The organism is Acidimicrobiales bacterium (assembly GCA_035316325.1).
Lineage (GTDB): Bacteria > Actinomycetota > Acidimicrobiia > Acidimicrobiales > VFJN01 > DASXTK01.
Genome location: DATHJB010000212.1, coordinates 124,871 through 149,964 on the forward strand (window position 1 = coordinate 124,871; position 25,094 = coordinate 149,964).

The following is a 25,094-nucleotide window of genomic DNA, read 5'->3' on the forward strand; positions in this document are numbered from 1 at the left end:
GGCGGGAGAGGGGCTCGTGATGCGTCGCAAAGTCCCTGCCGCGCTCGGCTTGGCCGGCGCCCTCGTCCTCGCGTTCCCGGGGGTCGCCTCGGCGCAGGACGCGGATCCGGTCACGGCCCTGGCGCAGCAGACCAACCTGCTGTGGATCGTCATCGGGGCCGTCCTCGTCATCTTCATGCAGGCCGGCTTCGCCCTCGTCGAGACGGGGTTCTGCCGGGCCAAGAACGCGGCCCACGTGGTGTCGACGAACTTCGCGATCTTCGGCCTCGGCTTCGTCGCGTTCTTCATCTGCGGCTACTCGTTCGCCTTCGGCGGCTATTACTACCCGCTGCCCGGCTTCGACTTCGGCTACACGACACCGATCGGCGACGCCCTCATCGGCAGCGGCGACTGGGTGTTCCTGTGGAAGGGCGGCTTCGCGCTCACGGACCTCGGTAAGGCCGGGAGCTCGGCGGCGGTCGCAGCCTTCTTCCTCTACATGGTGGCCTTCATGGACACCACGGCCACGATCCCGACCGGGGCCATGGCCGAGCGGTGGAAGTGGAAGGCGTTCGTCGGCTGGGGCCTGTTCTGCGGCGCCATCTTCTACCCGCTGTTCGCGGCGTGGACGTGGGGCGGCGGCTGGCTGAGCCAGCTGGGCGACAGCATGGGCCTCGGCTACGGCTACGTCGACTTCGCCGGATCGGGTGTGGTGCACGCCGTCGGTGGCGCCGCCTCGCTGGCCGGTGCCCTGGTGCTCGGCCCCCGCATCGGCAAGTTCAACAAGGACGGCTCGTCGAACGTCATCCCGGGTCACCACATCCCGATGGCGATGCTCGGCTGCTTCATCCTGTTGTTCGGCTGGTTCGGCTTCAACGCCGCCTCGACGCTCGCAGCGACCGAGGTCCGGTTCGCCTTCGTGGCGGCCAACACCGCGCTGGCCGCGGCGTTCGGTGCCACGGCGGCGATGTTCTGGACGATGTGGCGGGCCGGCAAGCCGGATCCCGGCATGATGGTCAACGGCATGCTCGCGGGCCTGGTGGCGATCACCGCACCGTGCGCCTTCGTCCAGCCGTGGGCCGCCGCCGTGATCGGCACCATCGCCGGTGTGCTGGTGATCCTCGCCTACGGCTTCATCGAGAACAGGCTGAAGGTCGACGACCCGGTGGGCGCTATCGCCGTCCACGGCGTCAACGGCCTCTTCGGTGTGCTCTGCGTCGGCATCTTCTCCAGCGGCGACTTCGGCGTGGGCTGGAACTTCCTGGATCCGACCGCCGATGTGATGGCCAAGGACGGGGACCCCGGCGTGACCGGCATCCTCTACGACACCTCGCTGGGTGCGAAGCAGCTGGCCGCCCAGGCCATCGGCGTTGCGGTCATCGTCCTGGTCCTGTTCCCGCTGGCCTACGGCTTCTTCAAGCTGCAGAACAAGATCATGAAGGGCGGCATCCGCCCGACGGCCGAGGTGGAGATCGCCGGCATGGACATGCCCGAGATGGGTGCAGTCGCCTATCCCGAGTTCAACCTGCTGCCGGACGTCACCACGGCCAACGGTGCCACGGAAGAGGAGACCGAACCCGTCGCTACCTGACGGATCGGAGGTACAGGGTCGACAGCGTGGTCTGACCTTGGGAATCCGGGTGGGCACGGGTTGCGCCGTGCCCACCCGGCTCATGTACGGGCCACGGCGGGGAGAGCATGGACATAGCAACCGTCCTCACGGACATCCTGGTGGTGCTGGCCGCAGCGAAGTTCGCGGCCGAGATCGCGGAGCGGATCGGCGTCCCCGCCGTGGTCGGCGAGATCCTGGCCGGCGTCCTGGTCGGGCCCTCGCTGCTGGGCCTGGTGGGCGACTCCGACGAGGTGCTGCGCACGCTCGGGGAGATCGGGGTCATCCTGCTCCTGCTCGAGGTCGGGATGGAGATGGACCTCGGCGAGCTGGGACGGGTGGGCCGGGCGTCGATGCTGGTCGCCACCGTGGGGGTGGTCGTCCCGATGGCGCTGGGGATCGGCGCCATGCAGATCATCGGGACCGACGGTGAGACCGCGCTGTTCGTCGGCGCCGCGCTCACCGCCACCAGCGTGGGGATCACCGCCCGGGTGTTCGGCGACCTGAGAGCCCTGGCGACCACCGAGGCGCGCACCGTGCTGGGCGCCGCGGTGGCCGACGACGTGATGGGCCTGGTCGTGCTCACCGTGGTGGTGCGCCTGGTCACCGAGGGCTCGGTCTCCGCGCTGTCGGTGGCGGGGATCGTCGCCGTCGCCGTCGGGTTCATCGTGGTCGGCGGGGCGGTCGGGCTGCGGATCACCGCGCCGCTGTTCGGGCTGATCGAGCGGTGGTCGCGCTCGACGGGGACGATGGTCGCCCTCGCCCTGGCGTTCACGCTGGCCTTCGCCCGGCTGGCCGACGCCGCCCGCCTGGCACCGATCATCGGGGCGTTCCTGGCCGGCATCGCCCTGAGCCGAGCGGCCCAGTCGCACGTCATCCGGCGGGAGCTGACCCCGGTCGGCCACCTGTTCATCCCGGTCTTCTTCCTGCAGATCGGCATCGACGCCGAGATCGACGCCTTCACCCGGCCCGAGGTGCTGCGGGACGCCGCCCTGCTGCTGGTGGCGGCGGTGGTCGGCAAGATGGTCTCGCCGCTGGGCGCCATCGGGTCGCCGGGCGACAAGCTGCTGATCGGCCTCGGGATGCTGCCCCGGGGCGAGGTCGGCCTCATCTTCGCCACCATCGGCCTGCAGACCGGCGTGATCGGCGACGACCTCTACGCGGCGCTGCTGCTGGTCGTGCTGGTCACCACCCTGGCCACGCCGCAGCTGCTCAAGATCCGCTACGGCCGCCTCCACGCCGCGGCCCGCGCCGCCGGCGAATCGGATGCGGTCGCCACCCGGCCACCCGGGGGGTGGCTCCGGCTGGAGGGCGACGAGCTCGTCCTGGCAGTCGTCCCGCCCCAGGCCGCGGCCCTGTCGATCTCGCTCGACGCCGCCCGGCGGGTGGGCCGCAACCGGCCGTCGGACGAGCTGCTCGACTGGCTGTCGGCGGCGTTCGCGGCCGACGACGTCCGGGTGGAGTGGACGCCCGAGGACCTCGACGACCTCCTCCACGTCGTCGAGCGGGGGCACGCCCGGTCGTGGCGGTTCCTCGACTCGGTCGGGATGCTCGACCGGGCCCTGCCGCCGCTGGCCGAGGGGATCCGGGCCCGCGACACGGGGACCTTCTCGATCGACCCCCTGGAGAGCCACAGCTTCGTGGCCCTGGAGCGCCTGCGGACCCTCGACGCCGACGATCCGATCTCCATCGAGGCCGACCACGTCGAGCACCGCGACCGGCTCCTGCTGGCGATGCTGCTCGCCGAGGGGCTGGAGGCCCACCGCGACCCGGTCGACGCCGCCGAGCGCCTGACCGCCCGCCTCGGGCTCGGCGCCAAGGCGCAGTCCGACGTGGCCGCCCTGGTCGGTGACCGGGAGCTGCTGTGGGCGGCGGCGCACCGCACCGCAGGGCTCAGCGAGGCGGCGGTCGTGCCGCTGGCCACCCACCTCGCCACGCCCGAGCGCGCCCGCGCCCTCTACGTCCTCACCGCATTGCGCAACGCCGACAGGGAGCGCTGGGAGCTGGCCCGCCTGCGGGAGCTGCACGACCTGGTCCAGACGGTGCTGGCCGACGACACGCTGGCCGGCACCGCGGCCCGCGACCTGGTCGACCGGCACCGGGCCGCCGCGCTGTCGCTGGTCGGTCTCGACGAGGCCCAGCGGGCACGCCTCGAGACCGCGCCCCGGTCGCACCTCCTGCGCGCGGAGCCGGCGGCGCTGGCCCGGCACGCGGGGCTGCTGCGGACCGTGCCGGCCCCGGGCACCGTGCGGGTCGCGGTCACACCGGCGTCCGACTGCACCTGGGTGGACGTCGCCGCCCGCGACCGCCACGGCCTGCTGGCCGCCACCACCGGGGCGCTGGCCGATCTCGACCTGGGGATCAGCCACGCCGGGGTCGCCACCTGGCCCGACGGCGCCGCGCTGGAGTCGTTCTGCGTCCAGGCTGCCGGGGTCCCCGACGCGGAGGTGCTGCAGGCGGCCGTCGAGGCCGCGCTGGACGAGGAGCTCAGCAGCCCACCACTGCCCGAGGCCCGGGTGTCGTTCGACCGCCACGCCTCTCCATGGCACACCGCCTGCGAGGTCGACGCCCCCGACAAGCCCCGGCTGCTGCACCAGCTCGCCACCGCGTTCGCGGCGGCGGACGTCGACGTCGCGTCGGCCACGATCGCCGGCCACGACGGCCGGGCGCACGACACGTTCCTGCTCCACGGCCCCGACGGCAACAAGCTCGACGCCGACGACGAAGCCGCGATCCGGCGCTTCGTCAGCGGCGGGGTGACGGCGCGGCGCCGCTGGCTGCGGAGCCCGGCCTACTCCGTGGCGGTCAGCTGACCGGGGGCGTGCCCATCTCGACGTGGTCGAGCAGGAAGCCCGCCCCGGGGACGGTGTGGACCTGCACGCCCAGCGGGGCGACCCGCCGTCGCAGCCGCTTGACGACGCCGTCGATCGCCCGCTCGTCGACCGGGAGGCCGGTCGGCCAGCCGGCGTCCGTCAGCGCCGCCCGGCGGACCACCTCGCCCGGGCGGGCCAGGAGCTGGGCGAACACCCGGGCCTCCAGCGGCGGCAGGGCCACCCAGCGCCCGTCGCGGTGCAGCACGTCGTCGCCGTCGAGCACCAGGCCTGTCGCCCGCGGGGCCACGTGGCGGGCCCGCTCCACCAGCGTGTCGCTGCGCACGGCCAGTTCGTCAGGGTCCAACGGCAGGCGGATCCAGTCCTCCAGCTCGTCGTCGTCCAGCGGGGGCTCCTCCCCGGCACCGACGAGGAGCAGCCGGGGGAGCCGGGCGGCCGCCAGCCGGCGGCGGGACGACGCGTCCTCGGGCCAGCGCAGGAGCGCCACGGCGGGGGCAAGGTCGGCGGCGTGGCTGGTCACTGGGGCCGAGGGTACGGACGGCTCGTTTCGTCACCGTGCAACGCGCATTACCGAAGTGCTGCACGTTCCTGACCCGTTGCTGAACTAGCCCGCGTCGGGTGGGGCGACGAAGACCGCGGTGGGCAGGCCGAGGTCCATCAGCGCGCTGATCTCGGTGCTGATCTCCGGCGGGGTGCGGGGGTCGATGCCGACGCGGAAGAGGTTCTCGTCGAGCCGGTCGGCCAGGTCGCCGAGGCCCCGGTCCTCCAGCCCGTCGGCGACCTCGGCGCGCAGGTCGTCGAAGCGGCGCTGCTCGGCGTCGTCCCGGGGCTCGTAGTGGACGGCCTCGACCGCGCCGGGCACGGCCCGCCAGCGCTCGATGTGCTGCTCGCCGATCACGTAGTTGATGGTGGCGCTGGCGTCGTCGAGGGACCGGACCCGGTGCTCCACCGCTCCGGTGGCGTGCGCCTGGACCACGCCGACGTCGAAGCCCTGCCGCTCCAGCTCGAGCAGGAACCCGAAGCCCTGGGAGCCGATCGCCAGCGCGTCCTCGCCCCAGCGCACGAGGTAGCGGCCGTCCTCACCGCCGCCCGGGAGATCACCCGATCGCAGCTCGGCCACCAGTTCGGGCGTGACCTCCGCCAGGACGGCCGACTCCTCGGCCGCCGGGGGCTCCACGAACGCCGAGTCGTAGGTGAACTTGGCGGTGACGGCCACCAGCACGACCACCAGCCCGGCCGTGCCGAAGCGGGTGAGCTCCGCCCGCGGTCGGGGCCAGGCCCGCACGAACGTCCAGGCCGACGCCAGCAGCGCCAGCGCCACGGTGCCCCACAGCCACAGCACCAGGTAGTACCAGAGCAGGTCGAAGATCCGGCTGATCGACACCACACCGAGCACCAGCGCCACCGCCACCAGGGCGTGCAGGTTGAGCAGGTCGCGGTAGCCCCGCCGCCAGGCCAGCCACACGGCGGCGCCCCACACGGCGAGCAGCGCCAGGGCGGGGGCGTTCACGAGGCCGCCGCTCACGGCGTCGCGGCTGCCCTTGTGGCTCTCCAGCAGGTTGGTCACCGAGAGGTTGGACATCACCACCTCGGCGGCCCGGCGGACACCCACCTCCTCGTTCGACTCCCGGGTGAAGTTCTCCTGGATCAGGGTGAGGTTGCCGCGGTCGCTGGTGACCTCCTGGATCACCGGCGGCAGCCACAGCACCACCAGCAGGCCGAGCGACGGCAGCACGTAGCGGAGGAGCTTGCGCCGGGAGCCGGCGTCGGGGCCGGGGTCGGAGCGCCGGCTGACGAGGCGCCAGGCGAGAAGAGCCGCGGTCAGCCCGCCGACACCCACCACCAGACCGAGGTAGGGGATGTGGGTCTGCCCGCAGAACGAGCCGGCGAACACGGCGACCGGCAGCAGCGCCAGGTCGTCGCACAGCACCGACCACACGGCCAGCAGGAACACCACCCACCACAGCATCGGCATGTAGGGGTTCCATGCCTCGGTGAGCCAGTCGGCCGCGTAGGCCCGCATGAGCACCGCCAGCACCACGGTGGCGCCGAGGGCCGCGTAGGGCCCGCCCCGCCGGTGGGCGATCCACACGGCGACGCCCATGGCCAGCAGGTTGAGCGACGCGGCGGCGGCCTGCAGCGCCCAGGCCGTTCGGCCGAACAGGGTGTAGAAGGGTGCCAGCGACCAGAAGCTCAGCGGGCCGGGGTGGCTGCCCTGCAGGCCGTCGTCGCCGTTGATGCGACCGGCGAGGCCGACGAGCGGCGAGTCACCGGTGCCGACGTCGCGCACCCGCAACTCGGTCTGGGCGAGGTCGAGCAGCGGGTACCAGCGGGGCTGGTGGAGCACGCCGAGCGCCATCGCCAGCGGGATCCCGCCCGCGACGGCGACGAGCCCCACGACCAACAGGGCCGTGCGTGCCGGGGAAGGAACCTTGGCGCCGGCAGCGTCGTCGGCGGCGACGTCCCCCGCGGCGTCGGTCACGTCGATCGTGCCCGTCGAGATGGCCCGACCTTAGTCGTGGCCTTCCGTCCGCGAACGAACGGAGCGCGGGCCGTCACAACCGACAGGTAGATGTCACGAACAGCTACCAAGTTGTGACGTGACGGCTTCCTGTCATTCAGGTCTGAGGGGTAACGCAAGAATCGCAGGCTCACAAACCCCAATTCGGGGCTCCTGCGAAGAGGAGGTTGAAAATGTACGACTTCGCCATAGTCGCGCTCCTCGCCCTGGCCACGATCAAAGCGGTCGACTTCGTGTGCGACCTGTTCGACGTGGTCGAGCGGTTCCGCTCCCTGCTGACGTTCATCGCCGGCATCGGGGCCGTGGTATGGCTCGATTTCTCGGTGTTCACGAACTGGAACATCGACATCCGCAACGACGACACCGGCGTGTGGCTGACCGGGTTCATGGTGGTCGGTGCCACCATCCCCTGGCGGGCCATCTTCCGCTACCTGACCCACGACCAGGCGACCGGCGACGAGTCGCTGGGTGAGCGGGGCCACATGCTCCGCGCGGTCGACGCCGACGCCGCCTGAGATCAGTCTTTGAAGGGAAACGGCCCGAATAGGGTCGTTTCCCTTCAAAGTCTTTTGAGGACTTCGAGCACGCCGAGCTTCACCGGCGACTGGTGGTGCGAGGCACCTTCACGATGCGCCAGCTCCTGGCGATGGGCGAGGAACCACTCGTACGACTCGACGAGCGCCGCCACGTTCGACCAGCGTGAGCTCCAGCCCAGCTCGGTCTGCGCCCGGGTGGTGTCGAACCACAGGGATTCGGCGTAGAGCAGCCAGTGGTAGGGGGCGAACGGCGCGACTCCGGCTGTCGCCGCCACCTTCATGGCTACCCGGGCGGGTGCCGCCGGCAGCGACCGCAGCTGCGAGCCCGTGCCCGCGTGGTCGACCAGCGCCTGGAGCAGCTCGCGCATCGTGCCGAACTCGGTGGCCCCGATGTTGTAGACGGCCGGCTTGTCGCGGTCGCCGGCCCGCAGCACGGCGTCGGCCAGGTCGTTGGCGTGGATGAACTGGTAGCGGTTGTGGCCGCCGTCGAGCACGAACACGGGCGCACCCTCGGCCACGAACTCGAACAGCACGGCGATGATGCCCAGCCGGCCGTGCCCGAGGATCGTCCGGGGGCGGACGATGCTCACGTCGAGCCCGTTCGCGGCGGCGTCGCGGCACAGGAACTCGGCCTCGAGCTTGGCCTTCCCGTACGCCTCCAGCGGCCGGCCGGGGGTGTCCTCGGTGACCGGGTTGCTCTCGGGGATGCCGAAGATCGCGCTCGACGAGGTGTGCACCACCTTGTCGACGCCCGCATCCCGGGCGGCGAGCAGCACGTTGGCGGTGCCGGTCACGTTGACCGACCAGAACAGCTCGCGGTCCTTGGCCAATGGCACCTGGGCGACGTTGTGGAGCACCACGTCGACGCCCTCGCAGGCGCTGCGCACCGTGGCCCGGTCGCGCACGTCGCCCGGCACGTAGTCGACCTTCGCTGCCCGCTCGTCGCCCGGAGGGTTGAGGTCGAGCACCCGCACGGTGTCGCCCCGGGCCAGGGCGTCGTCGACCAGGATCGATCCGAAGTAGCCGCTCCCCCCGGTGACCAGGACGGTCTTGCTCACAGGGTCTCCCCGTGGTCGAGGCACCAGCGGATGCTGGCGCGCATGCCCTCGAAGAGCGACACCGCAGGGTCGTAGCCGATCTCGTCGCGGGCCCGGCCGATGTCGCAGGCGATGGTGTCCTTCATCTCGCCGAGCACGTGGACGGCCTGGCTGTAGCGGCCCTTGCCCTGCAGGAAGCCGTCGACCTTCTCGGCCACCTCGCTGACGACGCGGGGCACCTTCAGCGACCCGCGGCCCGACAGCGTCAGTCCCTCGGCCTCGAGGGCCCGGCGGACCGTCGCCAGGATGTCGGCCAGGGCGTAGGGCTCGGTGTCGGCCACCCAGTAGGCGTTGCCGAGCGCCTTCTCGGAGCGGTCCGCGCACAGGAGGCCCTGCACCAGGTTCTCGGTGTAGACCATCGAGCGGCGCTGGGTGCCGTCGCCGATCAGCGGGAAGCGGCCCTTGCGGATGGCGGTGAAGAACTGGCTCTGCCGGCTGGGCTGGTAGGGGCCGTAGAACCAGGGCGCCCGCACGATCACGGCGGCGACGTCGCCCCGCTCGTGGGCCGTGCGCACCAGCGTCTCGGCCTCCCACTTCGACTGCCCGTAGCCCATGTACGGGTTGTAGGGGGAGTCCTCGTCGAAGCGGTCGTCGGGGGTCGGGTTGGCCCCGAACGGCGAGTTCGACGACACGTGCACCACCCGCTCGACGCCCGCCCGCCGGGCCCGGTCGAGCACCATCTGGGTGCCGCCCACGTTCACGTCGAAGAACTCGCGGGTGAGCTTGCGGGGGTGGATGACGGCGGCGGCGTGGAACACCGAGGCCGCGGAGCCGACGTCGGCGAAGAGGCGGTCGACGGTGGCGGGGTCGCGCACGTCGCCCACCACGGTCTCGACGGAGGGGGCGATCAGCTCCAGGGGCGGCCCGCTGTCGGCGTCGGGCACGAGGCAGCGCACCCGCTCCCGGGTCGGGGCCAGGGCGCGCACCAGGTTCTGCCCCAGCCAGCCGGAGGCCCCCGTGACGACGGCGGTCGGGTTGTCGGTCGAGGACGGGCTCATAGTGAGGTGATCAGGTGCTCCGTGTTGCGGGACGCGATGGTCATGATGGCGGCCTGGGGGTTGACGCCGGGGGCGTCGGGCAGCAGCGAGGCGTCGTTGACGTGCAGGTGGGGGTGGTCCCACACCTGGCCGTAGCTGTCGGTGCCGGTGAGCGCCCGGTCGTTGCCCATGCGCACCGTCGACGTGAGGTGGACGGTCATCAGGTTGCTGTTCGACCGGGTCGAGCGGTCCCACCACTGGCCGATGTCGTCGAGGCGCCGGGCCACCGGCCCGCCCACCAGCGACGGGTAGAGCTCGGTCGCCCCGGCCGCCAGCAGCACCTCGCCCAGGTGGACGAGGCCCCGGGCCAGGCGGCTCATGTCGGCGTCGGTGAGCTTGTAGGTGATCAGCGGGGCCTTCAGCCCGGGGATCGCCCGCACCCGGCCGGAGCCCTCGCTGCGGATGGCCGCGTAGTAGACGGCCACGTTGTCCCAGTCGGCCAGGGCGTCGTCGATGTCGTGGGTGGCCTCGGCCAGCGCCATGGCGATCTGGCCCTTGCGGCTGGCCGACCCGCCGATCGTCAGGTGGGGGGCGAACTCGGTGACCCGATGCATGGGCACGTCGCCGTGGTCGACCGGGTGGGGGAAGCGGGCCGCGATCTTCACCGTCGGGTGCAGCTTGAGGCCGCGCCCGATGTTGCGCCGGACCCCGGAGCGCTGCAGGAGGGCGGGCGTCTGCACGGCCCCCGCGCACACGACCACGTGGTCGGCGTCGACGTCGAGGATCTCGCGGCCGCCGTCCGGGTGGGTCCGCTCGCAGCGTGCCCCCAGGGCCCGACCGTCGCCGGGGTGGAGGCGCAGGCGGAGCACCCGGCAGTCGGGCAGGATCCGGGCGCCGGCGCTGACGGCCTTGGGCAGCAGCGTGCGGCTCATCGTCTGCTTGGTGCCGCGGCCCTGCTCGTCGTAGCGGAAGACCCGGGCGAACTCCACGTTGCGCCAGCCCAGCTTGGTGGCACCCCGCTCCAGGGCGGCCGACGACGGGGGCGGCGCGGTGGGCAGCGTCGACACGCCCAGCTCGGTCTCCACCCGGGTGGCGTAGCGGGCCAGGGTGGCGGGGTCGAAGTCGTCGATGTCGTAGGTGCGCTGCCACTCCTCGGCCAGGTGGTCGGGGAGGCGGTGGAACAGGCCGCTGTTGACCTCGGTGCTGCCGCCGACGCAGCGGCCCTCGCCGAACGCCACGGCCGGGTTGCCCAGGGCGACCTGGGCGCCGCGGTGGCGGTACTTGGCCACCATCTCGGGCAGGGAGAAGGGCTCGTGCTCGTCGGCGTCGAACCAGGGGCCCTCCTCGACCACCAGCACGTCGTGACCCGACTCGGCCAGGCGGACCGCGGTGACGGCACCGCCGGCTCCCGACCCGATCACCAGCACCTCGGTCGTGATCGAGGCCATCAGACGGCCGGCTCCTGCTCGGCGTCGGTCGCGTCGGGACCCAGCTCGTTCTCGGCGAACAGCACCAGTGAGCGGAACATGTGGACGTATTGGCGCAGGTAGCTGATGCGGCTGCCCTCCCAGGCGTCGAGGCGGCGGCGCAGGTCGACGGTGTCCTCGACGCGCCCGGCCGCTCGCAGCAGTCCGACGTAGGTGCCGAGGATCACGGTCTCGCCCAGGAGCCCCAGCCGGATGGGCTCGGGCAGGGCTCGCAGCGAGCCGTCGACGAAGGCCTCGACGGCCCCGCGGGTGGATTGTTCGGGAGCGTTCCCCAGGGCCGTGACGACCTCACGCTCGAACCGGAGCATGAGGGTCGATCCTATGCGGCGCGGCGGCCGGTCCGCTGCGACGACGCTCGGGCTCATGGTCGGGGTTCCTCCGGGGTGATCAGGAACACGGCGCTGGGCCGTGGGAAGCGGTTGGCGTACCAGGCGAGGCTGCGGGCGCCGGCGGTCATGCGGGGGTCGGTCTCGACGATCACCTGCTCGGCCACCCGGAGCGCCAGGCCGTGCCGGTCGTGGGCCTCGAGGTCGGCCAGCAGCGCGCGGCGCAGGCGGCGGTACTCGGTGCGCTCCCCGGGGGTGCGCGGGTCGACCACGGCGACGAGCTCGGCGTGGTCACGCACCTGCAGCTCCGTGATGACCGCGTCGCCCGAGACGATCTGCACCTCGGCGTCGACCTGCGAGCGGCGGGCGGTGCGGTGGGGCCGCACGGCGAGGTCCTCGTCGTACGCGGCCCGGGCGTCGAAGCCCTGCCGCTCCAGCTCCAGCAGCAGCCCGTGGCCCACGGACTCGAGCTCGACCGGGTCGATCCAGGTGACGAGGTACGTGCAGTCGTCGCCGCAGCCGACCGGGTCGTCCTCCAGGCGCTCCACGGTCGGGCCGGCCAGGACCGACAGCTCGTCCGACCGCCCGGCGGCCGCCATCTCGGTGTCGGGCGCCTCGACGGTGAAGGCCGCCGTGGTCACCACCAGCACCGCGGTGGCGCCGGCGAGCACCGGCCGGGGCCAGGGGGTGACGAACGTCCAGACGATGGCCACGAGCGCGACGGCCGTGGTCCCCCAGGCCCAGAACACCAGGTAGGGCCACAGCGGGCCGAAGATGCGGCTGATCGCCAGCAGCCCGAGCACGGTGGCGGCGCCGGCGACGACGTGGAGCGACAGCAGGGTCGACTCCCGGCGGCGCCAGGCCCACGCCGCGGCGGCGGCCCACACGGCGAGGAAGGCGATGCCTCCGGCCGGCGAGCCGTGGCGGAGCACGTCGCCCCGGACCAGCGCCGTGACGTCGAGGTGCTGCAGCCAGGTGTCGACGGCGTCGCCGAAGGGCACCTGGTCGTCGTAGGGGTGGCGGAAGTTCTCGACGATGATCGCCAGGTTCCCCGGGTGGTGCGTGAGCTGCTCGTACAGCGGCGGCAGCCACAGGGCGACGAGCAGCACGCCGGAGCCGATCGCCCAGCGTCGGGCCTCCCGGTCCCTGCGGGCCTGGTGGGCGACGGCGGCGACGGTCAGCGCCCACAGCCCGCCCACCAGCACGGCGTAGGGGATGTGGGTCTGCATGCAGACGGTGCCGGCGAGCACGACGAGCGGCAGCATCCGCACGTCGCGGTCCAGCACCGACCACACGGCCAGCAGGAACACCACCCACCAGACCACGGGCAGGCGCGGGTTCCACGGCTCGGTCACCATCACCGCGCCGTAGCCCCGCAGCAGCGGCGCCAGGCCCGCGGCGACCACGACCGCGAAGGTCGTCCCGGTCCGACGGCGCGCGATCCACACGGCGAGGCCGGCGGCGGCGAGGCTGAGCGTGGCGCTCGACACCTGCAGCGCCCAGGCGCTGGACCCGAGCAGCCGGTAGACGGGCCACAGCAGGTAGAAGCCGAGCGGGCCGGGGTGGCTGCCGGTCTGGTCGTAACCCTGCATGCGGCCGCCGAGCCCGACCAGCGGCGGGTGGGTGGTGGGCACGTCGCGCACCCGCATCTCGATCTGCGCCATGTCGATCAGCGGGAACCACCGGGGCGAGTGCAGCGCCACCAGCGCCACCACGACCGGGATCGCCAACACGAGGGTCAGCCCGACGACCTGCCCTCGCTGCCGGCGCGCCACACCGACCCACCTCCCCCCAGCCATTTACCGATGGTAGCTATGTGCCGCCGATGAGTTCGGGTGGTGGGCGCGGTCTGAGGGAAGGTGCAGAGCGCACCGGCCACCAGGAGGACCGCCATGAAGAAGATCACCGCCGACCTGTTCATCTCGCTCGACGGCGTCGTCGAGGACCCGCATCTCTGGCACTTCCCGTACTTCAACGACGAGATGGGTGCCGCCGTCTCGTCGACCATGGGTGTGTCCGACACCCTGCTGCTCGGGCGCGTGACCTACGACAGCTTCGCCGAGGCGTGGCCCGGCCGCGAGGCGGAGGGCGGGGAGGACGCCGTGTTCGCCAAGCACCTCGGTGACGTCCGCAAGATCGTCGTGTCGAACCAGCAGCTCGAGCTCACGTGGCGGAACTCCGAGCTGCTGCAGGGCGACCTCGTCGAGGCCGTCACCGCCCTGAAGAACGAGCCGGGCGACGGATCCATCGCCATGAGCGGCTCGGTGTCGGTGGTCCGCCAGCTGCTGGCCGCCGGGCTGATCGACGAGCTGCACCTGCTGGTGCACCCGATCGCCGTCGGCAAGGGCATGCGGCTGTTCGACGACGGCGACCCGCTCCCGCTGGCGCTGCTCTCGTCGCAGACCTTCACGACGGGTGTGCTGAACCTGGTCTACGGGCCGGCCGAGCCACCCGCCGACGCCGGCTACGACGAGGCCAAGACCCACATCTGACATGCCCGCTCACACCCCGAAATGTGCACGGAAACGGACGGATTCCGTGCGCTCTCGTGCACATTTTGCCGCGTGGCGGGCATGGGAGTCAGATGCGAGGCCAGGTGCGCTGGTCGCGGCGGGCCTTGCGGGTGCGGTCGCCCAGCGCCCAGGCCCGGCGCCAACCCGAGGCGTCGGGGCCCGTGAGCGACGGGGTCTCGCCGGCGTGGGCGCGGCGGCGGGCCGACCACCAGTCGGTGGTGGCCTCGTCGGCCAGCTCGGCGACCGCCTGCTCGATGCGGGGCCCGAGGCGGCGGGCGTCGTCGTCGGGCGCCGGTTGCAGGGGCACCCCGAAGGTGACCTTGGTGGACGACGGCGACGGCAGCTTGCGGCCCTTCCGCAGGATGTGCCGGGTGCCGTGGATGTGCACGGGCACCACCGGCACCCCGGTGCGGGCCGACAGGTAGGCGGCGCCGCCCCGGAACGGCTGGCCCCAGCCGTCGGGTGAGCGGCCGCCTTCGGGGAAGATCAGCATCGACCAGCCGTCGTCGATCAACATCGCGGTCCGGTCGGCCGACGTGCGGCTGACCCGGCTGCGGTCGATCGGCACGGCCCCGATCACCAGGGCCGACAGGGCGCTGGTCACGGGGTTGCGGAAGAAGTAGTCGGCCGCGGCCCCCACGAACATCCGGTCGCGCCAGGGGTCGGGGATGCAGGTGAGCAGCACCGGCGTGTCGATGTGGCTGTGGTGGTTGGCGGCGAAGATGACCGGCTGGTCCTCGTCGTCACGGAGGGCCGCCAGCCGGTCGAGGCCGTGGACCTCGGGGGCGGCCAGCGCGGCGACACCGGCCCGCAGCAGGGTCTCGCGCAGCGCCATCCGGCCCACGCGGGCGGGCAGCCGGCGGGCCCAGTCGGTCTCGTAGCCCGGGCCCGAGCGCCGCTTGCGCTCCACCGGCTCGACGCCCAACGGCGTCGTCGGCGCCGAGTAGGGAAACGGCAGCCGGGGCAGCTTCACCGCGGACGGCAGCTTCACCATGTCAGACCTGCACGTCCGACATGACCAGCGGCGGGTTGTGCACGTGGGTGATCGACGGGTCGCGCCCCACCACGTCGGACGCCATCTCCAGCGCGTCCTGCAGGGTCGACGCCGCCGTGAACCCGAGCCGCCGCACGGCCTTGTTCTCGCCGCCCACCACGATCACCTTGCCGGCGTGCGCCATCCCGTGGCAGGCCCAGTACCACATGTAGAAGGGGTGGACGCCGTGGTAGGCGTAGCTGGTGCGGTACAGGTGGCGGTACCACTCGTCCTCGGCGTACTGCTTCTCGTAGCGCTGCTCGATCTCCTTCGGATCGGTGGTGTCGGCCAGCACCTGGTCGAAGAAGTCGATGTACGACGGGTGGTGCACCGGGTGGAACTCCGAGGTGGTCGGGTGGCTCATGATCACCACCCCGCCCTCCCGCACCAGCGGTGCGCCCCGGTACATGTTGAAGAAGTAGCCGAGCCCCAGGCACGCCACCAGGATCGGGTTCATCACCGAGTTGACGTTGTACGGCCCGATGTACGGCAGGCCCATCGTCAGGATGTCGGTCTGGCCCTCCACCGTCACCAGCTGCTGGGCGAACACGTTCTGCGTGGTCTGCTCGTGCACGGCCTCGACCTCGCCGGCCTGCACCGACGTCACCCCGTAGGGCGCCTTCCACGCCTGGAAGATCGAGCGGCGGGCCTTCAGCGGCATGCGGTCGAGGCCCGCCTTCATGGCGACGAAGGTGGCCCGGTCGCGGGCGTTCCACTCCCACTCCCGCTTCTGCAGCACCGACATGGGGCCCGACGAGCCGAACGTGTCGTTGTTCAGCGTGGTCTCGATCTGGAAGATCTTCACCCCGGCGTCGCGGAGGACCTTGCCCATCCGCCAGTTGGAGTGGTGCAGCTCGGAGGCGTGACGGTCCATGAAGCTGCGGGATTCGAGCATCGTCTGCACGTTGTGGTGGTGGCGCAGGCTCCGGTAGCTGGCCAGGCCGGTGGCGGTCGACTTGTGGCCTCCGTCCATCGACACGAGGTTGATGTTCACGTAGACGATCAGGTCCGACTCGGCCGCCCGCCGGTTGATCTCCACCTCCTCGCCGTGAGGGGTGGTGCCGATGAACGACATGTTGTCGGTGTCCTCGGCGTCGTGGTTGTAAAGGAGACCGTCGGGGGCGAAGGCGTCGTACACCCGGTTGCCGACGGCGTGGCGCAGCTCGTCCTCGGTCATCCGCCGGTGCAGGGCGAGGGCGGCGATGATGTGGACGTCGTCGACGCCCGCGGCCGCGGCGACGTCGAGCACCGCCTCGATCACCCGCTGGCGCACGTCGGGGCGGCGCATCGGGGGGAGGGGCAGGGAGATGTCGTCGAAGCAGATCGTGAGCTTCATGCCGGCGTGCAGCTGGCTGCGCAGCGGGGCGCTGTCGCCGAGCGGGTTGTCGAGGGCGTGGCGGATGGCGGCGTCGACGTCGTCGAGCGCCGGCAGCGGCTCGCCGGGGTAGACGACCCGGCTGCGCCCGGCCGGCAGCTTCTCCAACCGGAAGCTCTCGCCGTGGTGGAACACGATCGGCGGGGTCGACCGGTCCACGTCGAGCACGAAGCCAGGGCGGGGCATCAGCGGGTCCTCTCGCGCTCGTCGCGCAGGTCGAAGGCGATCTTCACGGCGCCGCGGACACCGGCGTTGGCGGCGTGCTCGACGGCGTCCTCGTAGCGCGACAGGGGGTAGGTGGCCGACACGAGCCGGCCGAGGTCGAGCCGGCGGACCAGCTCGATCGCCGTGTCGAAGTCGTCGCGGGTGTAGGCGTAGCAGCCCCGGAGGACGGCTTCGCGGTGCCACAGCGGGGTGAGGTCGAGGGTCGTGACGCCGGGCATGCCGACGGCGTGGATGGTGCCGCCCGGGGCGACCACCCGCAGGGCCTGGGCCAGCGAGTCCTCCGAGCCGACGCAGTCGACCACCGCGGCGACGCCGCCGGTGAGCTGGCCGTTGTCGAGCAGCATCGACCTGCTCGACGAGCGGACCACGCGGTCGAGCTCGCCGGGTGCGCACACGACGGTGGCGCCCATCTCCTTGGCCCACCAGCGCTGGTCGGGGTGCTTGGCCGTCGCCACCACGCTGCGGGAGCCGAGCTCGGCGAGCGCCGCGATCGTGAGCAGCCCCAGGGCGCCGGAACCGATGACCGCGACCTCGGCGGCGTCGACCTGCCGGGCCGCGTGCACCGCGCAGGCGGTGGGCTCGACCAGCACGGCGGCCTCGTCGGACAGGTCGTCGGGGATGGGGACCAGCTGCGAGCGGTGGGCCACCAGCGACGTCGACCAGCCCCCGCCGGTCGACTCGCAGAAGCCCGTCTGCAGGCCCGGCTCCAGGTGCCCGTAGGCGATCCGCTCGCACAGGTTCGTCCGGCCCGCGGAGCAGGCCGCGCACGGCGGTTCGACGCCCCGGGTCACGCAGGTGAGCACCGGCACGACCACCACCCGGGAGCCGTCGTCCAGCTCACCGACGATCTCGTGGCCGGGCACGAACGGGAACGACACGATGGGCTCGAAGTACCGCGACGACTTGCCGTCGAGGGTGGCCAGGTCGCTGCCGCAGATGCCGGCGAGCCTCGGCCGCACCCGCACCCAGTCGTCGCCGGGCAGGTCGGGCGGGTCGACGTCGCGCAGCGCCAGCGGCCCGTAGCGGGCACCCTTGCCCGGCCGCAGCGCGCCCGCCACCATCGCCGCCGCGTAGCGGGCGGGCTTGCGGGAGAAGACGAGCGCTTTCACGCCGTGCCTCCGGTCCGGCCAGGACGTCGTCGTTGCGGCGCCGACGAACCGAATCGGTCGCCTGGCACCGCATCGACCGTCGGGCCGTCGTCGTTGCGGCGCCACGGCACCGAATCGGTCGCTTCGCGTCGCAACGTCACGTCCCGATCTCCATCAGTCGGCTGAGCAGGCTGTCGCCCTGCGAGCCCTTCCGGGGAGCGAGCGGCAACCGCACCGGCGGCGCCCCCGCGGCCTTGGTCCAGTTCTCCACCAGCCACCCCCGCTTGCGGGCCAGGGCGGCCAGCCGGGTCTCGGGGTTGACCGCCACCGGGAAGCCCACGGCCTCCAGCATCGGCAGGTCCGACGTCGAGTCGGCGTAGGCGACGGCCTCCGCGAGGTCGAAGTCGTTGGCGTCCGCGAAGTCGAACAGCACCTGGGCCCGGGCCTCGCCGGTCGGCGGCACGTCCACCAGCTCGCCCCGGTAGGTGCCGTCGGGCCGGACGTCGAGCGAGGCGCAGACCACGTCGTCGAACAGCGGCCGCAGCGGGCCGATGGCGACGTCGAGCGCCCCGGTGATCAGGACCGTGTGGTGCCCGGCGGCCCGGTGCTCCCGCACCCGCCGGATGCCGGCCGGGAACGACTTCGCCAGCAGCAGCTGGCTGAACATCTCGGTGGCGTCCTCGTCGAGCTGGGCGACCGGGGCCCGGTCGAAGCGCCGGTAGAAGTGGCGCAGGAAGTCGCTGCGGTCCTGCCGGTCGAGCGCCGCCAGCTTGGGCGCCTCGGCGAGCGTCTTCAGCACGAAGCGCCAGCGGTCCTCGCGGGGGAGGCGCCGGGTGGCCAGCCAGGAGTACGACGCCACCACGTTCGACGCGATCAGCGTGTTCTCCAGGTCGAAGGCAGCGAGCTGGCGGCGGGGGTCGAGCACCTGGCGCCGCAGCCGGGTCTCCCGGCTCTCGCCCACCTTGCCGCCCGGCGTCATGCGCACCCGGGCGTGCTCCACGACCGACGGCAGGTGGATCTCCCGCACGTAGTGCGTCCAGTCGATCACCCGCGGGTCCGAGCAGAAGCGCTGCTGGTCGTCGGGGGGCATGGCCTCGTAGCGGGCCAGCAGCCGGTCGACGCCGTAGATGGCCTCGCACTCGGTGTACGCGCCGTACAGCTCGACGTAGCCGAGGGCGCGCTCGACCAGCTCCTTGCGCTCCTCGACCTTGGCCGACCACTCGGCCTGGCGGCCCCGGAGCGGCAGCTGCGACAGCACGTTCTCGGTCTTCTCGATGGCCGACTTGGCCCGGACGAGCTGGCGCTGCACCCGGCCGCGGCCCGGGAAAGACCAGTCGGGGACCATGATCGGCTGGCCCTCGCTGTCGTAGATCGGGTGCTCGGTGAACCAGCCGCGCACCAGGTCGACCAGCTGCCGGTACTTCAGCGGGTTGGCCGACCCCGACGCCACCTGCACGATCTCGGGCTCGTCGGGCGGCGTCGACGCCGCGGCCTCGACGATGGCGGCCACGACGAGGTCGACGGGGATCACGTCGATCGTGCCCTCGGGGACGCCCGGGAACTCCTTCAGCAGGCCACGGGCGTAGGAGATGATCACCGGCTCGGCCATGCGGAAGCCGCGGATCCAGCCCGGCCGGGGCTCGAGCAGCGACGACTCGATGATCGACGGCCGCACGATCGTGATCGGGAGGTCGCCCCGCTGCGACAGCAGCGCCCGCTCGCCCATGGCCTTGGTGTAGGCGTAGGCGTCGGGCCAGCCGAGCGACCCGGCGCGGGCCCGGCCGGCGGCGACCATGCGGTCCTTCACCCAGTTCTGGCGGCGCTGCTCGGTCTTGGCGGACAGGGCGGGGGTGCCGGCGGCGCCCAGCTCGCGGCGGGCCTCCTTGGCGAGCTGCTTGAGCATCTCGGGGGTGCGGCTGGTGGCCTCGGCGTCCTGGCGGGCCCGGCGGGCGCCCTCGACCTCGCCCCGCCAGTCGACGTCGACGAAGAACGGGCTCTCGTGGAGCGGCTGCTCGGGCGCCGCGCCGCGGCGGTTGCCGGCGACGTAGCAGGTCGACACCGACACCAGGTGGGGTCGCACGTCCAGGTCACGTAGGGTGGCGACGATGCGGCTGGGGCCGAGGAGGTTCACCTCGACGGCGGCGTCGAGCGGCGAGTCGAAGGCCACGGTGGCCGCCGAGTGGATGACGATGTCGCAGCTGCCGAGGGTGGCGCGGTCGGCGTCGTCGAGACCGAGACCGTCGGTGCCGACGTCGCCGGCGATCACCGTCACCCGGCGGGCCACCATCTCGTCGAGGGCCTTCGCTCCGCCCAGCTCCTCACGGAGGCGGTCGAAGGCGTCGTTGCGGAAGATCTCCCGCTTGGCGCGGGTGTCGACCGACGAGCGCTTGCCGGGGCGGATGAGGAGCACCAGCTCGCAGCCGGGCACGGACCGCAGCAGCCGTTCGATCAGCGCGGTGCCGAGGAAGCCGGTGCCTCCGGTGACCGCGATGCGCTTGCCGTCCAGAGCCTCGGGGATCACGCTCCGTTGTCTACCACTTGGTAGATGGTCACTACGATTCAGCTCCGCATGAAGCCCACCGCCGATCGCATCGCCGACGCGGCCCTCGCGGCGTTCGGCACCCGGGGCTACGAGGCGACGTCGCTGGACGACCTGGCGCGGGAGCTGGGCATCCGCAAGCAGACGATCCTCTACTGGTATTCGTCGAAGGAGGCCCTGCTGGCGGCGGTCATCGACCGCACCGCCGGCGAGGTGATGGTTCGGCTGGAGCGGGCCGTCGCGGCCGGCGGCCCCGGCTTCGGTCGCATCGAGGCCATCGTCCGCGCCATGTCCCGCCTCGTCGCCCGCCACCCGGCGATGCTGGGGTTCGTGCGGGAGGTCAGCCGCCTGGGGCCACCGGCGTCGACCCGGCTGACGGCGGCGATCGCTCCCCTCGTCGACCGGGCATCGGGGTACCTCGCCACCGAGATGGACGCCGGGCGCATGCGCCGCCACGACCCCCGCCTGCTGCTGCTGTCGGCGTACTCGATGGTGACCGGGCTGGCGACCGAGCTGGAGGTGCTGCGGGCGTTCGGCGAGGAGCCGACGCTGTCGTCGCTGGTCCGCCGCCGCAACGAGCTGCTCGCGCTGCTGCGGGCGGCGCTGGTCCCGTAGAAAACGACGAAATTGCGTGGCCGGTGGCCCTATAGCGACCACCAGCCACGCAATTTCGGGTTCAGGTGACGGTGAACTCGGTGTACATGCCCTCCATGGCGTGGGGCGGGCCCTCGGGCGGCGGCCCGTCGGTGCTGGTCGCCCCCACCGGGACGAAGCACAGGGCCACGTAGTCGCCGGGCTCCAGGTCGACGACTGTGTAGTCCTCCTCGCCGGGAGCGGCGAAGGCGGTGGTGCCGACCATCGTCGTCAGCGACATCGCCTCCTCCTCGGGGAGCGCCAGCAGCTCCTCGGCCGACTGGGTCACACCGTCGTTCCTCCGCACCAGGAGCAGCTCGTGGAGGTCCTCACCCTCGTTGCCGAGGTCGAAGCTGGTGACCCCTGCCGGAAGCTCCGCCGGGATGCCATCGAAGGCGTAGTTGGTGGCGGTGACGTCGACCGACTCCCAGCCACAGCTCTCCAGGTCGAAGGCATGGGCGGTGGCGCTGTCCTCCGCCGCCTCGGGCGAGTCGAACAGCGACCCGTCACCGGTGGCGGCGATCTCGTCCACGATGGCCGAGAACCGGTCGGCCTCGTCGGAGAGCTCGTCGGGCGCGGTGGCCACGATGTCGGCCACCGCCGGCGTGAGGGTGTCGGTGGCGTAGGCCTTCAGACCGGTCGCCACCTCCTCCTCGGAGGCCGTCTCGAAGTCGATCTCGGGGTCGGGGATCTTCTCGAAGGCGAGGGAGGCGTCGCAGTAGGCGTCGACGTCGCCTTCGGAGTCGTCGGCCGGCTCGGCGTCGACCGGGGCGGGGTCGGTGGCGGCGTCATCGTCGTCGTCACCGCAGGCGGCGAGTCCGAGGATCGCCGCCACCGTCACGGCGAGACAGGTCTTGGAGGTGATCGATCGCACGGCGCTCACCGGACCCCGGCTGCGACGAGGCGGGCGAACATCTCGGGATCGGGCTCTTCCTCGACCAGGTGGTGGTCCTCCTGGGCAGGGTCCCATGCCGTGTTCACGGCGTTGATCTCGCTCTCGAGGCCATCGGGGTCGGTGAAGCGCACCGAGTGCACCGGGCCGTGCGGCTCGATCGTGCCGTCGCAGGCGCCCACGGCGACCAGGCGGTCGCGCACGGCCTCCAGCTCGCCGACGGTGCCCACCATGAAGCCGAGGTGATCGATGCGACCACGGGCGAACATCCCGGTGCCGATGCCGGCGGCCACCGGGTCGTAGCCCGGCTGCTCGAAGGCGTGGATGATCGAGGTGTCGTTCACCAGCAGGATCGCATGCCGCATCGCCGAAGGCTCGGCCACCCGCATGACGATCGCGGTCCGGAGGCCGACGACGCCCTCGTAGAAGGCGCGGAAGCGGTCGAGGTCCGGGGTGACGACGGTGACCTGGCTGAAGCCGATCGGGCCGGCGCCGGTGGCGCGGGCCTGCTCCGCGGGGGCGATCACCGGAAGCTCCGGAGCAGCTGGCGGAGAGCCGTGACGGGGCACAGCCGCGAGGTGGTGAGCTCGAGGGCTCGGGTCCAACGTTCCATGGGAGGTCCTCCTGGTTCGGGGTGTCACCCGAGGAGGCGTTCCATGGCGATGGAACGATGTTCAGTCGCCTACGAGGCCACGATCTCCCAGGTCAGGGCCGTGGATGGCTCCGGGGAGTAGCTGCAGAAGCGACCGGTGCGCAGCGACCGGTCGAGGTGGGCGCCCAGGGCAGGCACCTGCTCGGCGATGGCGGCGACGGCCCGCTTGAGGCTGCGGGTCACGTTGACCCGGGCCCGCTCGGCGCCGGAGCCCGTGGGCCGGTCACGCCCGTCGAGCCCGACCGCCCGGCGCAGCTCCTGCACGAGGGCGTCCAGCTCCAGGCGGGCGAGGGCGGCCCGCTCGGGGTCGTGGTCGGCGTCGGCCTGGTCGATGTCGTCCTGGAGCTCGTTGATGCGGCGGCGGTACTCCCGCTTGGCCCGGGCGTCGAGGGCGGCGCCGAGGTCGTGGGCGACCGGGACCGGCGCGGCGTCCATCCCGGCCAGCTCGGTGGCCGCCACCTCGCGGCCCGGCGGCGCCGAGAGCAGTCGGGCCAGCTGGGCGATCCCCAGCGAGTCGGCCAGCGTGGCGGCACCGTGGGGCGACTCGACGCGCCAGCCGTCGCCGGGCGTCCGGCACAGCGACGCCCGCCGTGTCGCCCCGATCGCCGCGGCGGGGGCGGCAACCGGCGTCACCCCGACGTCGGGGAGCACCAGGCCGAGGGGCTCCGCGGTCCAGCGCGCCCGCTCCAGGGCCGCCGCGGCGCCGGCACCGTCGTCCGCCGCGGCCCGGGCCTGGGCCAGGTAGACGTGCGTCAGGGCGACGAGGACGGGCGACGGCATCGCCTCGGCGATCGCCACGGCCCGCTCGTGGTCGGCGACCGCGGCCTCGGCATCGCCCTGCAGCAGCGCCAGCCGGCCCAGCGTGGTCGCCACCGGGGTCTGCAGCTGGATCCCCGCTCCCGTGCCGAGCCGGTGGCCGAAGGGGAGGAGCGCCGAGCGCAGCCGGGCGGCGTGGTCGGCCAGCCCCAGCTCAGCCACCATCACGCCCAGCTCGGCCACCAGCGAGATGCCCTCCAGGTAGCTGAAGAGCGGTGTGGGGTCGGCCGCGAAGCGGTTCACCGTCGCCACGGCCTGCTCCGGCCGGCCGACGGCGCAGTTGCCCCGCGCCATCATCAGCGCGATGAACGGGACGCTCGCCAGGGAACCGGTGACGGCCACCATGCGGTCGAACAGCCGGGTCAGCGACTCGTCGCGGACGCCCCACAGGAGCGCCGCGGTGGCCCGGACGGCGAACTCCATGCCGAGGACCTCGGGCTCCTCGGCCACGTCCGCGCCCAGGAAGACGATGTCGTCGGCGCACGCCAGCGCCCCGGCGATGTCGCCGTCGACCACGTGCACGGTCGCCCGCCGCATCAGCGTCGACCAGCGCCACTTGGGCGAGGGCATCACCAGGGCGTAGGCCTCGAGCATGTCGAGCGCCGCGTTGGCGGCGTTGCGCTCGCCCCGGTCCAGGCGGTCGCCGAAGCGCCACTCGTAGCCCTGGAGGGCGATGTCGGGACGGCGGAGCCGCTCGCCCAGCGCCACCATCTCGTCGGCCGCGGCGGCGCGGGCCGCCAGCCCCTCCACGGTGGCCGGGACGTAGTGGCGGTCGGTGAGGGCGGTCACCAGGCGGTCGGGGTCGTCGAGGCGGCGGGCCATCGCCACTGCGGCGTCGCCGTCGGCGTGGGCCGCCGTCAGGCTGTCGGGCAGGGCGCAGCGCAGCACCGCCATGCGGCCGAGGAGGTCGACCCGGAGCGGGTGGTCGCCGGGCGGGAGGGCGGCGTCGGCGGTGGCGAGGCGCTGGATCCGCTCGGGCATGGGGAGGAACGGGTTGGCCCGGCGGCACGAGCCGGCCTCGGCCTGTGCCCGCAGCTCGGGGTCGGGCGGGTCGAGGTCGAGCGCCAGGTCGGCGGCGCGGGCGAAGGTCTCGTCGGCCCGCACCTCCTCGCCGAGGGCGTACAGGGCCTGTGCCAGCTCCGCCACCAGCCGGGCCCGCACGCCCTGCCCGCCGGTCTGCGGGGTGGTGGCGTCGAGGGCCTGATCGGCGGCGGTGGCCAGTTCGGTGGCGCCGACCGCGTCGCCGGTCGCCCGGAGCCGCCGGACGGCGGTGAGCGCTTCCTCGCCGACCGCCAGCGGGTCGCCGGTGGGAAGCGCGGCCAACCGGTGGGTCGCCGCCCGGGCGCTGCCGGCGGGGGAGGCGTCGAGCACCTGCCAGGCATCCGCCAGGGCGGTGTGCAGGGCGCGGCGCTGCGCGGGGGTCACCGCCTCGACCGCCGCCTCCGACAGCAGCACGTGGCGGAACGCCGCCCGGCCTGCCGGTCCCAGCCCCACCACGTCGGCCGCGGCGGCAGCCTCGAAGCGGGCCATCACGGCGTCGACCGTGCCGCCGAGCGCCGCGGTCAGCACGGCCAGTGGCGTGGCGGGGCCGGCCACCGCCAGGGTCGCCAGCGCCTCCTGCACCGGGGTGTCGAGGCGGGACAGCGACCGGGCCAGCACGTCGGAGACTGCCGGCGGCATGCGGTCGCCCCGGGTGCCCATGGTCAGCAGCTCGCGCAGGAACAGCGGGTTGCCGCCGGTGCGGGCGACCAGCGCGGGGGCGTCGTCGTGGGTCTCGACGGCCAGGGTGTCGATCAGCTGCTCCACCGCGGCGACGTCGAGGCCCTCCAGCTCCACCACCACGTCGGCCTGCTGGCGGACACCGTTGAGGGCGACCGTGCCGGGCTCGGCGCGGCGGGTCGTCACCAGCAGCAGCACCTGCCGATCGAGGAGGTGCCGGGGCAGCCGCTCCAGCACCCACACCGA

19 protein-coding genes are annotated in these 25,094 nt (G+C 72.8%); 5 read left to right on the forward strand and 14 right to left on the reverse strand.

The window, feature by feature from the left end:
- Positions 1-19: 19 nt before the first annotated feature.
- Both VK611_27820 and VK611_27825 read left to right on the forward strand, forming a co-directional pair.
- Positions 20-1,570 carry an ammonium transporter gene (locus VK611_27820; GenBank protein HMG45172.1) on the forward strand — a complete coding sequence of 517 codons (1,551 nt, stop codon included), beginning with the start codon at positions 20-22 and terminating at the stop codon, positions 1,568-1,570.
- Between the two features lie 107 nt (positions 1,571-1,677).
- Positions 1,678-4,401, forward strand: a complete 2,724-nt coding sequence (locus VK611_27825) for a cation:proton antiporter (GenBank protein HMG45173.1) — start codon at positions 1,678-1,680, stop codon at positions 4,399-4,401.
- Here VK611_27825 and VK611_27830 read toward each other — a convergent pair.
- Both VK611_27830 and VK611_27835 read right to left on the reverse strand, forming a co-directional pair.
- Positions 4,394-4,939: a winged helix-turn-helix domain-containing protein gene (locus VK611_27830; GenBank protein HMG45174.1), complete on the reverse strand. Its 546-nt coding sequence runs from the start codon at positions 4,937-4,939 to the stop codon at positions 4,394-4,396. The two genes, VK611_27825 and VK611_27830, sit on opposite strands and share 8 nt — an antisense overlap.
- Before the next feature lie 84 nt (positions 4,940-5,023).
- On the reverse strand, positions 5,024-6,901 hold the full coding sequence (locus tag VK611_27835) for a hypothetical protein (GenBank protein ID HMG45175.1): 1,878 nt from the start codon (positions 6,899-6,901) through the stop codon (positions 5,024-5,026).
- A gap of 212 nt (positions 6,902-7,113) precedes the next feature.
- Between VK611_27835 and VK611_27840 the strand changes: the two genes are divergently transcribed.
- Positions 7,114-7,455 (forward strand): hypothetical protein, encoded by a 342-nt coding sequence (locus VK611_27840; protein HMG45176.1) that lies wholly within the window; start codon positions 7,114-7,116, stop codon positions 7,453-7,455.
- Positions 7,456-7,499: 44 nt separating this feature from the next.
- Here the strand turns inward: VK611_27840 and VK611_27845 are convergent, their stop codons facing one another.
- Genes VK611_27845 through VK611_27865 form a run of 5 tightly spaced genes read right to left on the reverse strand, consistent with a single transcriptional unit; the run spans position 7,500 to position 13,162 of the window.
- Positions 7,500-8,534: an NAD-dependent epimerase/dehydratase family protein gene (locus tag VK611_27845; protein HMG45177.1), complete on the reverse strand. Its 1,035-nt coding sequence runs from the start codon at positions 8,532-8,534 to the stop codon at positions 7,500-7,502.
- Positions 8,531-9,571: an NAD(P)-dependent oxidoreductase gene (locus VK611_27850; protein ID HMG45178.1), complete on the reverse strand. Its 1,041-nt coding sequence runs from the start codon at positions 9,569-9,571 to the stop codon at positions 8,531-8,533. The genes VK611_27845 and VK611_27850 overlap by 4 nt, the downstream gene beginning before the upstream one ends.
- Positions 9,568-10,998, reverse strand: coding sequence for a GMC family oxidoreductase (locus tag VK611_27855; protein HMG45179.1), 1,431 nt, complete (start codon positions 10,996-10,998; stop codon positions 9,568-9,570). The genes VK611_27850 and VK611_27855 overlap by 4 nt, the downstream gene beginning before the upstream one ends.
- Entirely contained in the window at positions 10,998-11,345 is a 348-nt protein-coding gene (locus VK611_27860; GenBank protein ID HMG45180.1) for a hypothetical protein, read from the reverse strand. Before VK611_27860 ends, VK611_27855 begins: the two co-directional genes overlap by 1 nt.
- 53 nt (positions 11,346-11,398) lie before the next feature.
- Complete coding sequence (locus tag VK611_27865) at positions 11,399-13,162, reverse strand: hypothetical protein (protein ID HMG45181.1); 1,764 nt, start codon at positions 13,160-13,162, stop codon at positions 11,399-11,401.
- A 93-nt stretch (positions 13,163-13,255) separates the two neighbouring features.
- Here VK611_27865 and VK611_27870 point away from each other — a divergent pair, with 93 nt between their 5' ends.
- Positions 13,256-13,855 (forward strand): dihydrofolate reductase family protein, encoded by a 600-nt coding sequence (locus tag VK611_27870; GenBank protein HMG45182.1) that lies wholly within the window; start codon positions 13,256-13,258, stop codon positions 13,853-13,855.
- An 88-nt stretch (positions 13,856-13,943) separates the two neighbouring features.
- Here the strand turns inward: VK611_27870 and VK611_27875 are convergent, their stop codons facing one another.
- The 4 genes from VK611_27875 to VK611_27890 all read right to left on the reverse strand — a co-directional run bounded on the left by VK611_27875 (position 13,944) and on the right by VK611_27890 (position 20,118).
- Positions 13,944-14,870, reverse strand: a complete 927-nt coding sequence (locus VK611_27875; GenBank protein ID HMG45183.1) for a lysophospholipid acyltransferase family protein — start codon at positions 14,868-14,870, stop codon at positions 13,944-13,946.
- 1 nt (position 14,871) lies between these two features.
- Positions 14,872-16,470: a lactate racemase domain-containing protein gene (locus VK611_27880; GenBank protein ID HMG45184.1), complete on the reverse strand. Its 1,599-nt coding sequence runs from the start codon at positions 16,468-16,470 to the stop codon at positions 14,872-14,874.
- Complete coding sequence (locus VK611_27885) at positions 16,470-17,618, reverse strand: zinc-binding dehydrogenase (GenBank protein ID HMG45185.1); 1,149 nt, start codon at positions 17,616-17,618, stop codon at positions 16,470-16,472. The genes VK611_27880 and VK611_27885 overlap by 1 nt, the downstream gene beginning before the upstream one ends.
- A gap of 136 nt (positions 17,619-17,754) precedes the next feature.
- A complete protein-coding gene (locus tag VK611_27890) occupies positions 17,755-20,118 on the reverse strand; it encodes an HAD-IB family hydrolase (protein ID HMG45186.1) in 2,364 nt (787 codons plus the stop codon).
- A gap of 48 nt (positions 20,119-20,166) precedes the next feature.
- Between VK611_27890 and VK611_27895 the strand changes: the two genes are divergently transcribed.
- On the forward strand, positions 20,167-20,751 hold the full coding sequence (locus VK611_27895) for a TetR/AcrR family transcriptional regulator (protein HMG45187.1): 585 nt from the start codon (positions 20,167-20,169) through the stop codon (positions 20,749-20,751).
- Between the two features lie 61 nt (positions 20,752-20,812).
- Here VK611_27895 and VK611_27900 read toward each other — a convergent pair whose 3' ends face one another.
- The 3 genes from VK611_27900 to VK611_27910 all read right to left on the reverse strand — a co-directional run.
- On the reverse strand, positions 20,813-21,652 hold the full coding sequence (locus VK611_27900; protein ID HMG45188.1) for a hypothetical protein: 840 nt from the start codon (positions 21,650-21,652) through the stop codon (positions 20,813-20,815).
- A complete protein-coding gene (locus tag VK611_27905) occupies positions 21,649-22,188 on the reverse strand; it encodes a VOC family protein (GenBank protein HMG45189.1) in 540 nt (179 codons plus the stop codon). The genes VK611_27900 and VK611_27905 overlap by 4 nt, the downstream gene beginning before the upstream one ends.
- 155 nt (positions 22,189-22,343) lie before the next feature.
- Positions 22,344-25,094 (reverse strand): hypothetical protein (locus VK611_27910; protein ID HMG45190.1); only part of this gene is annotated, 2,751 nt, incomplete at its 5' end.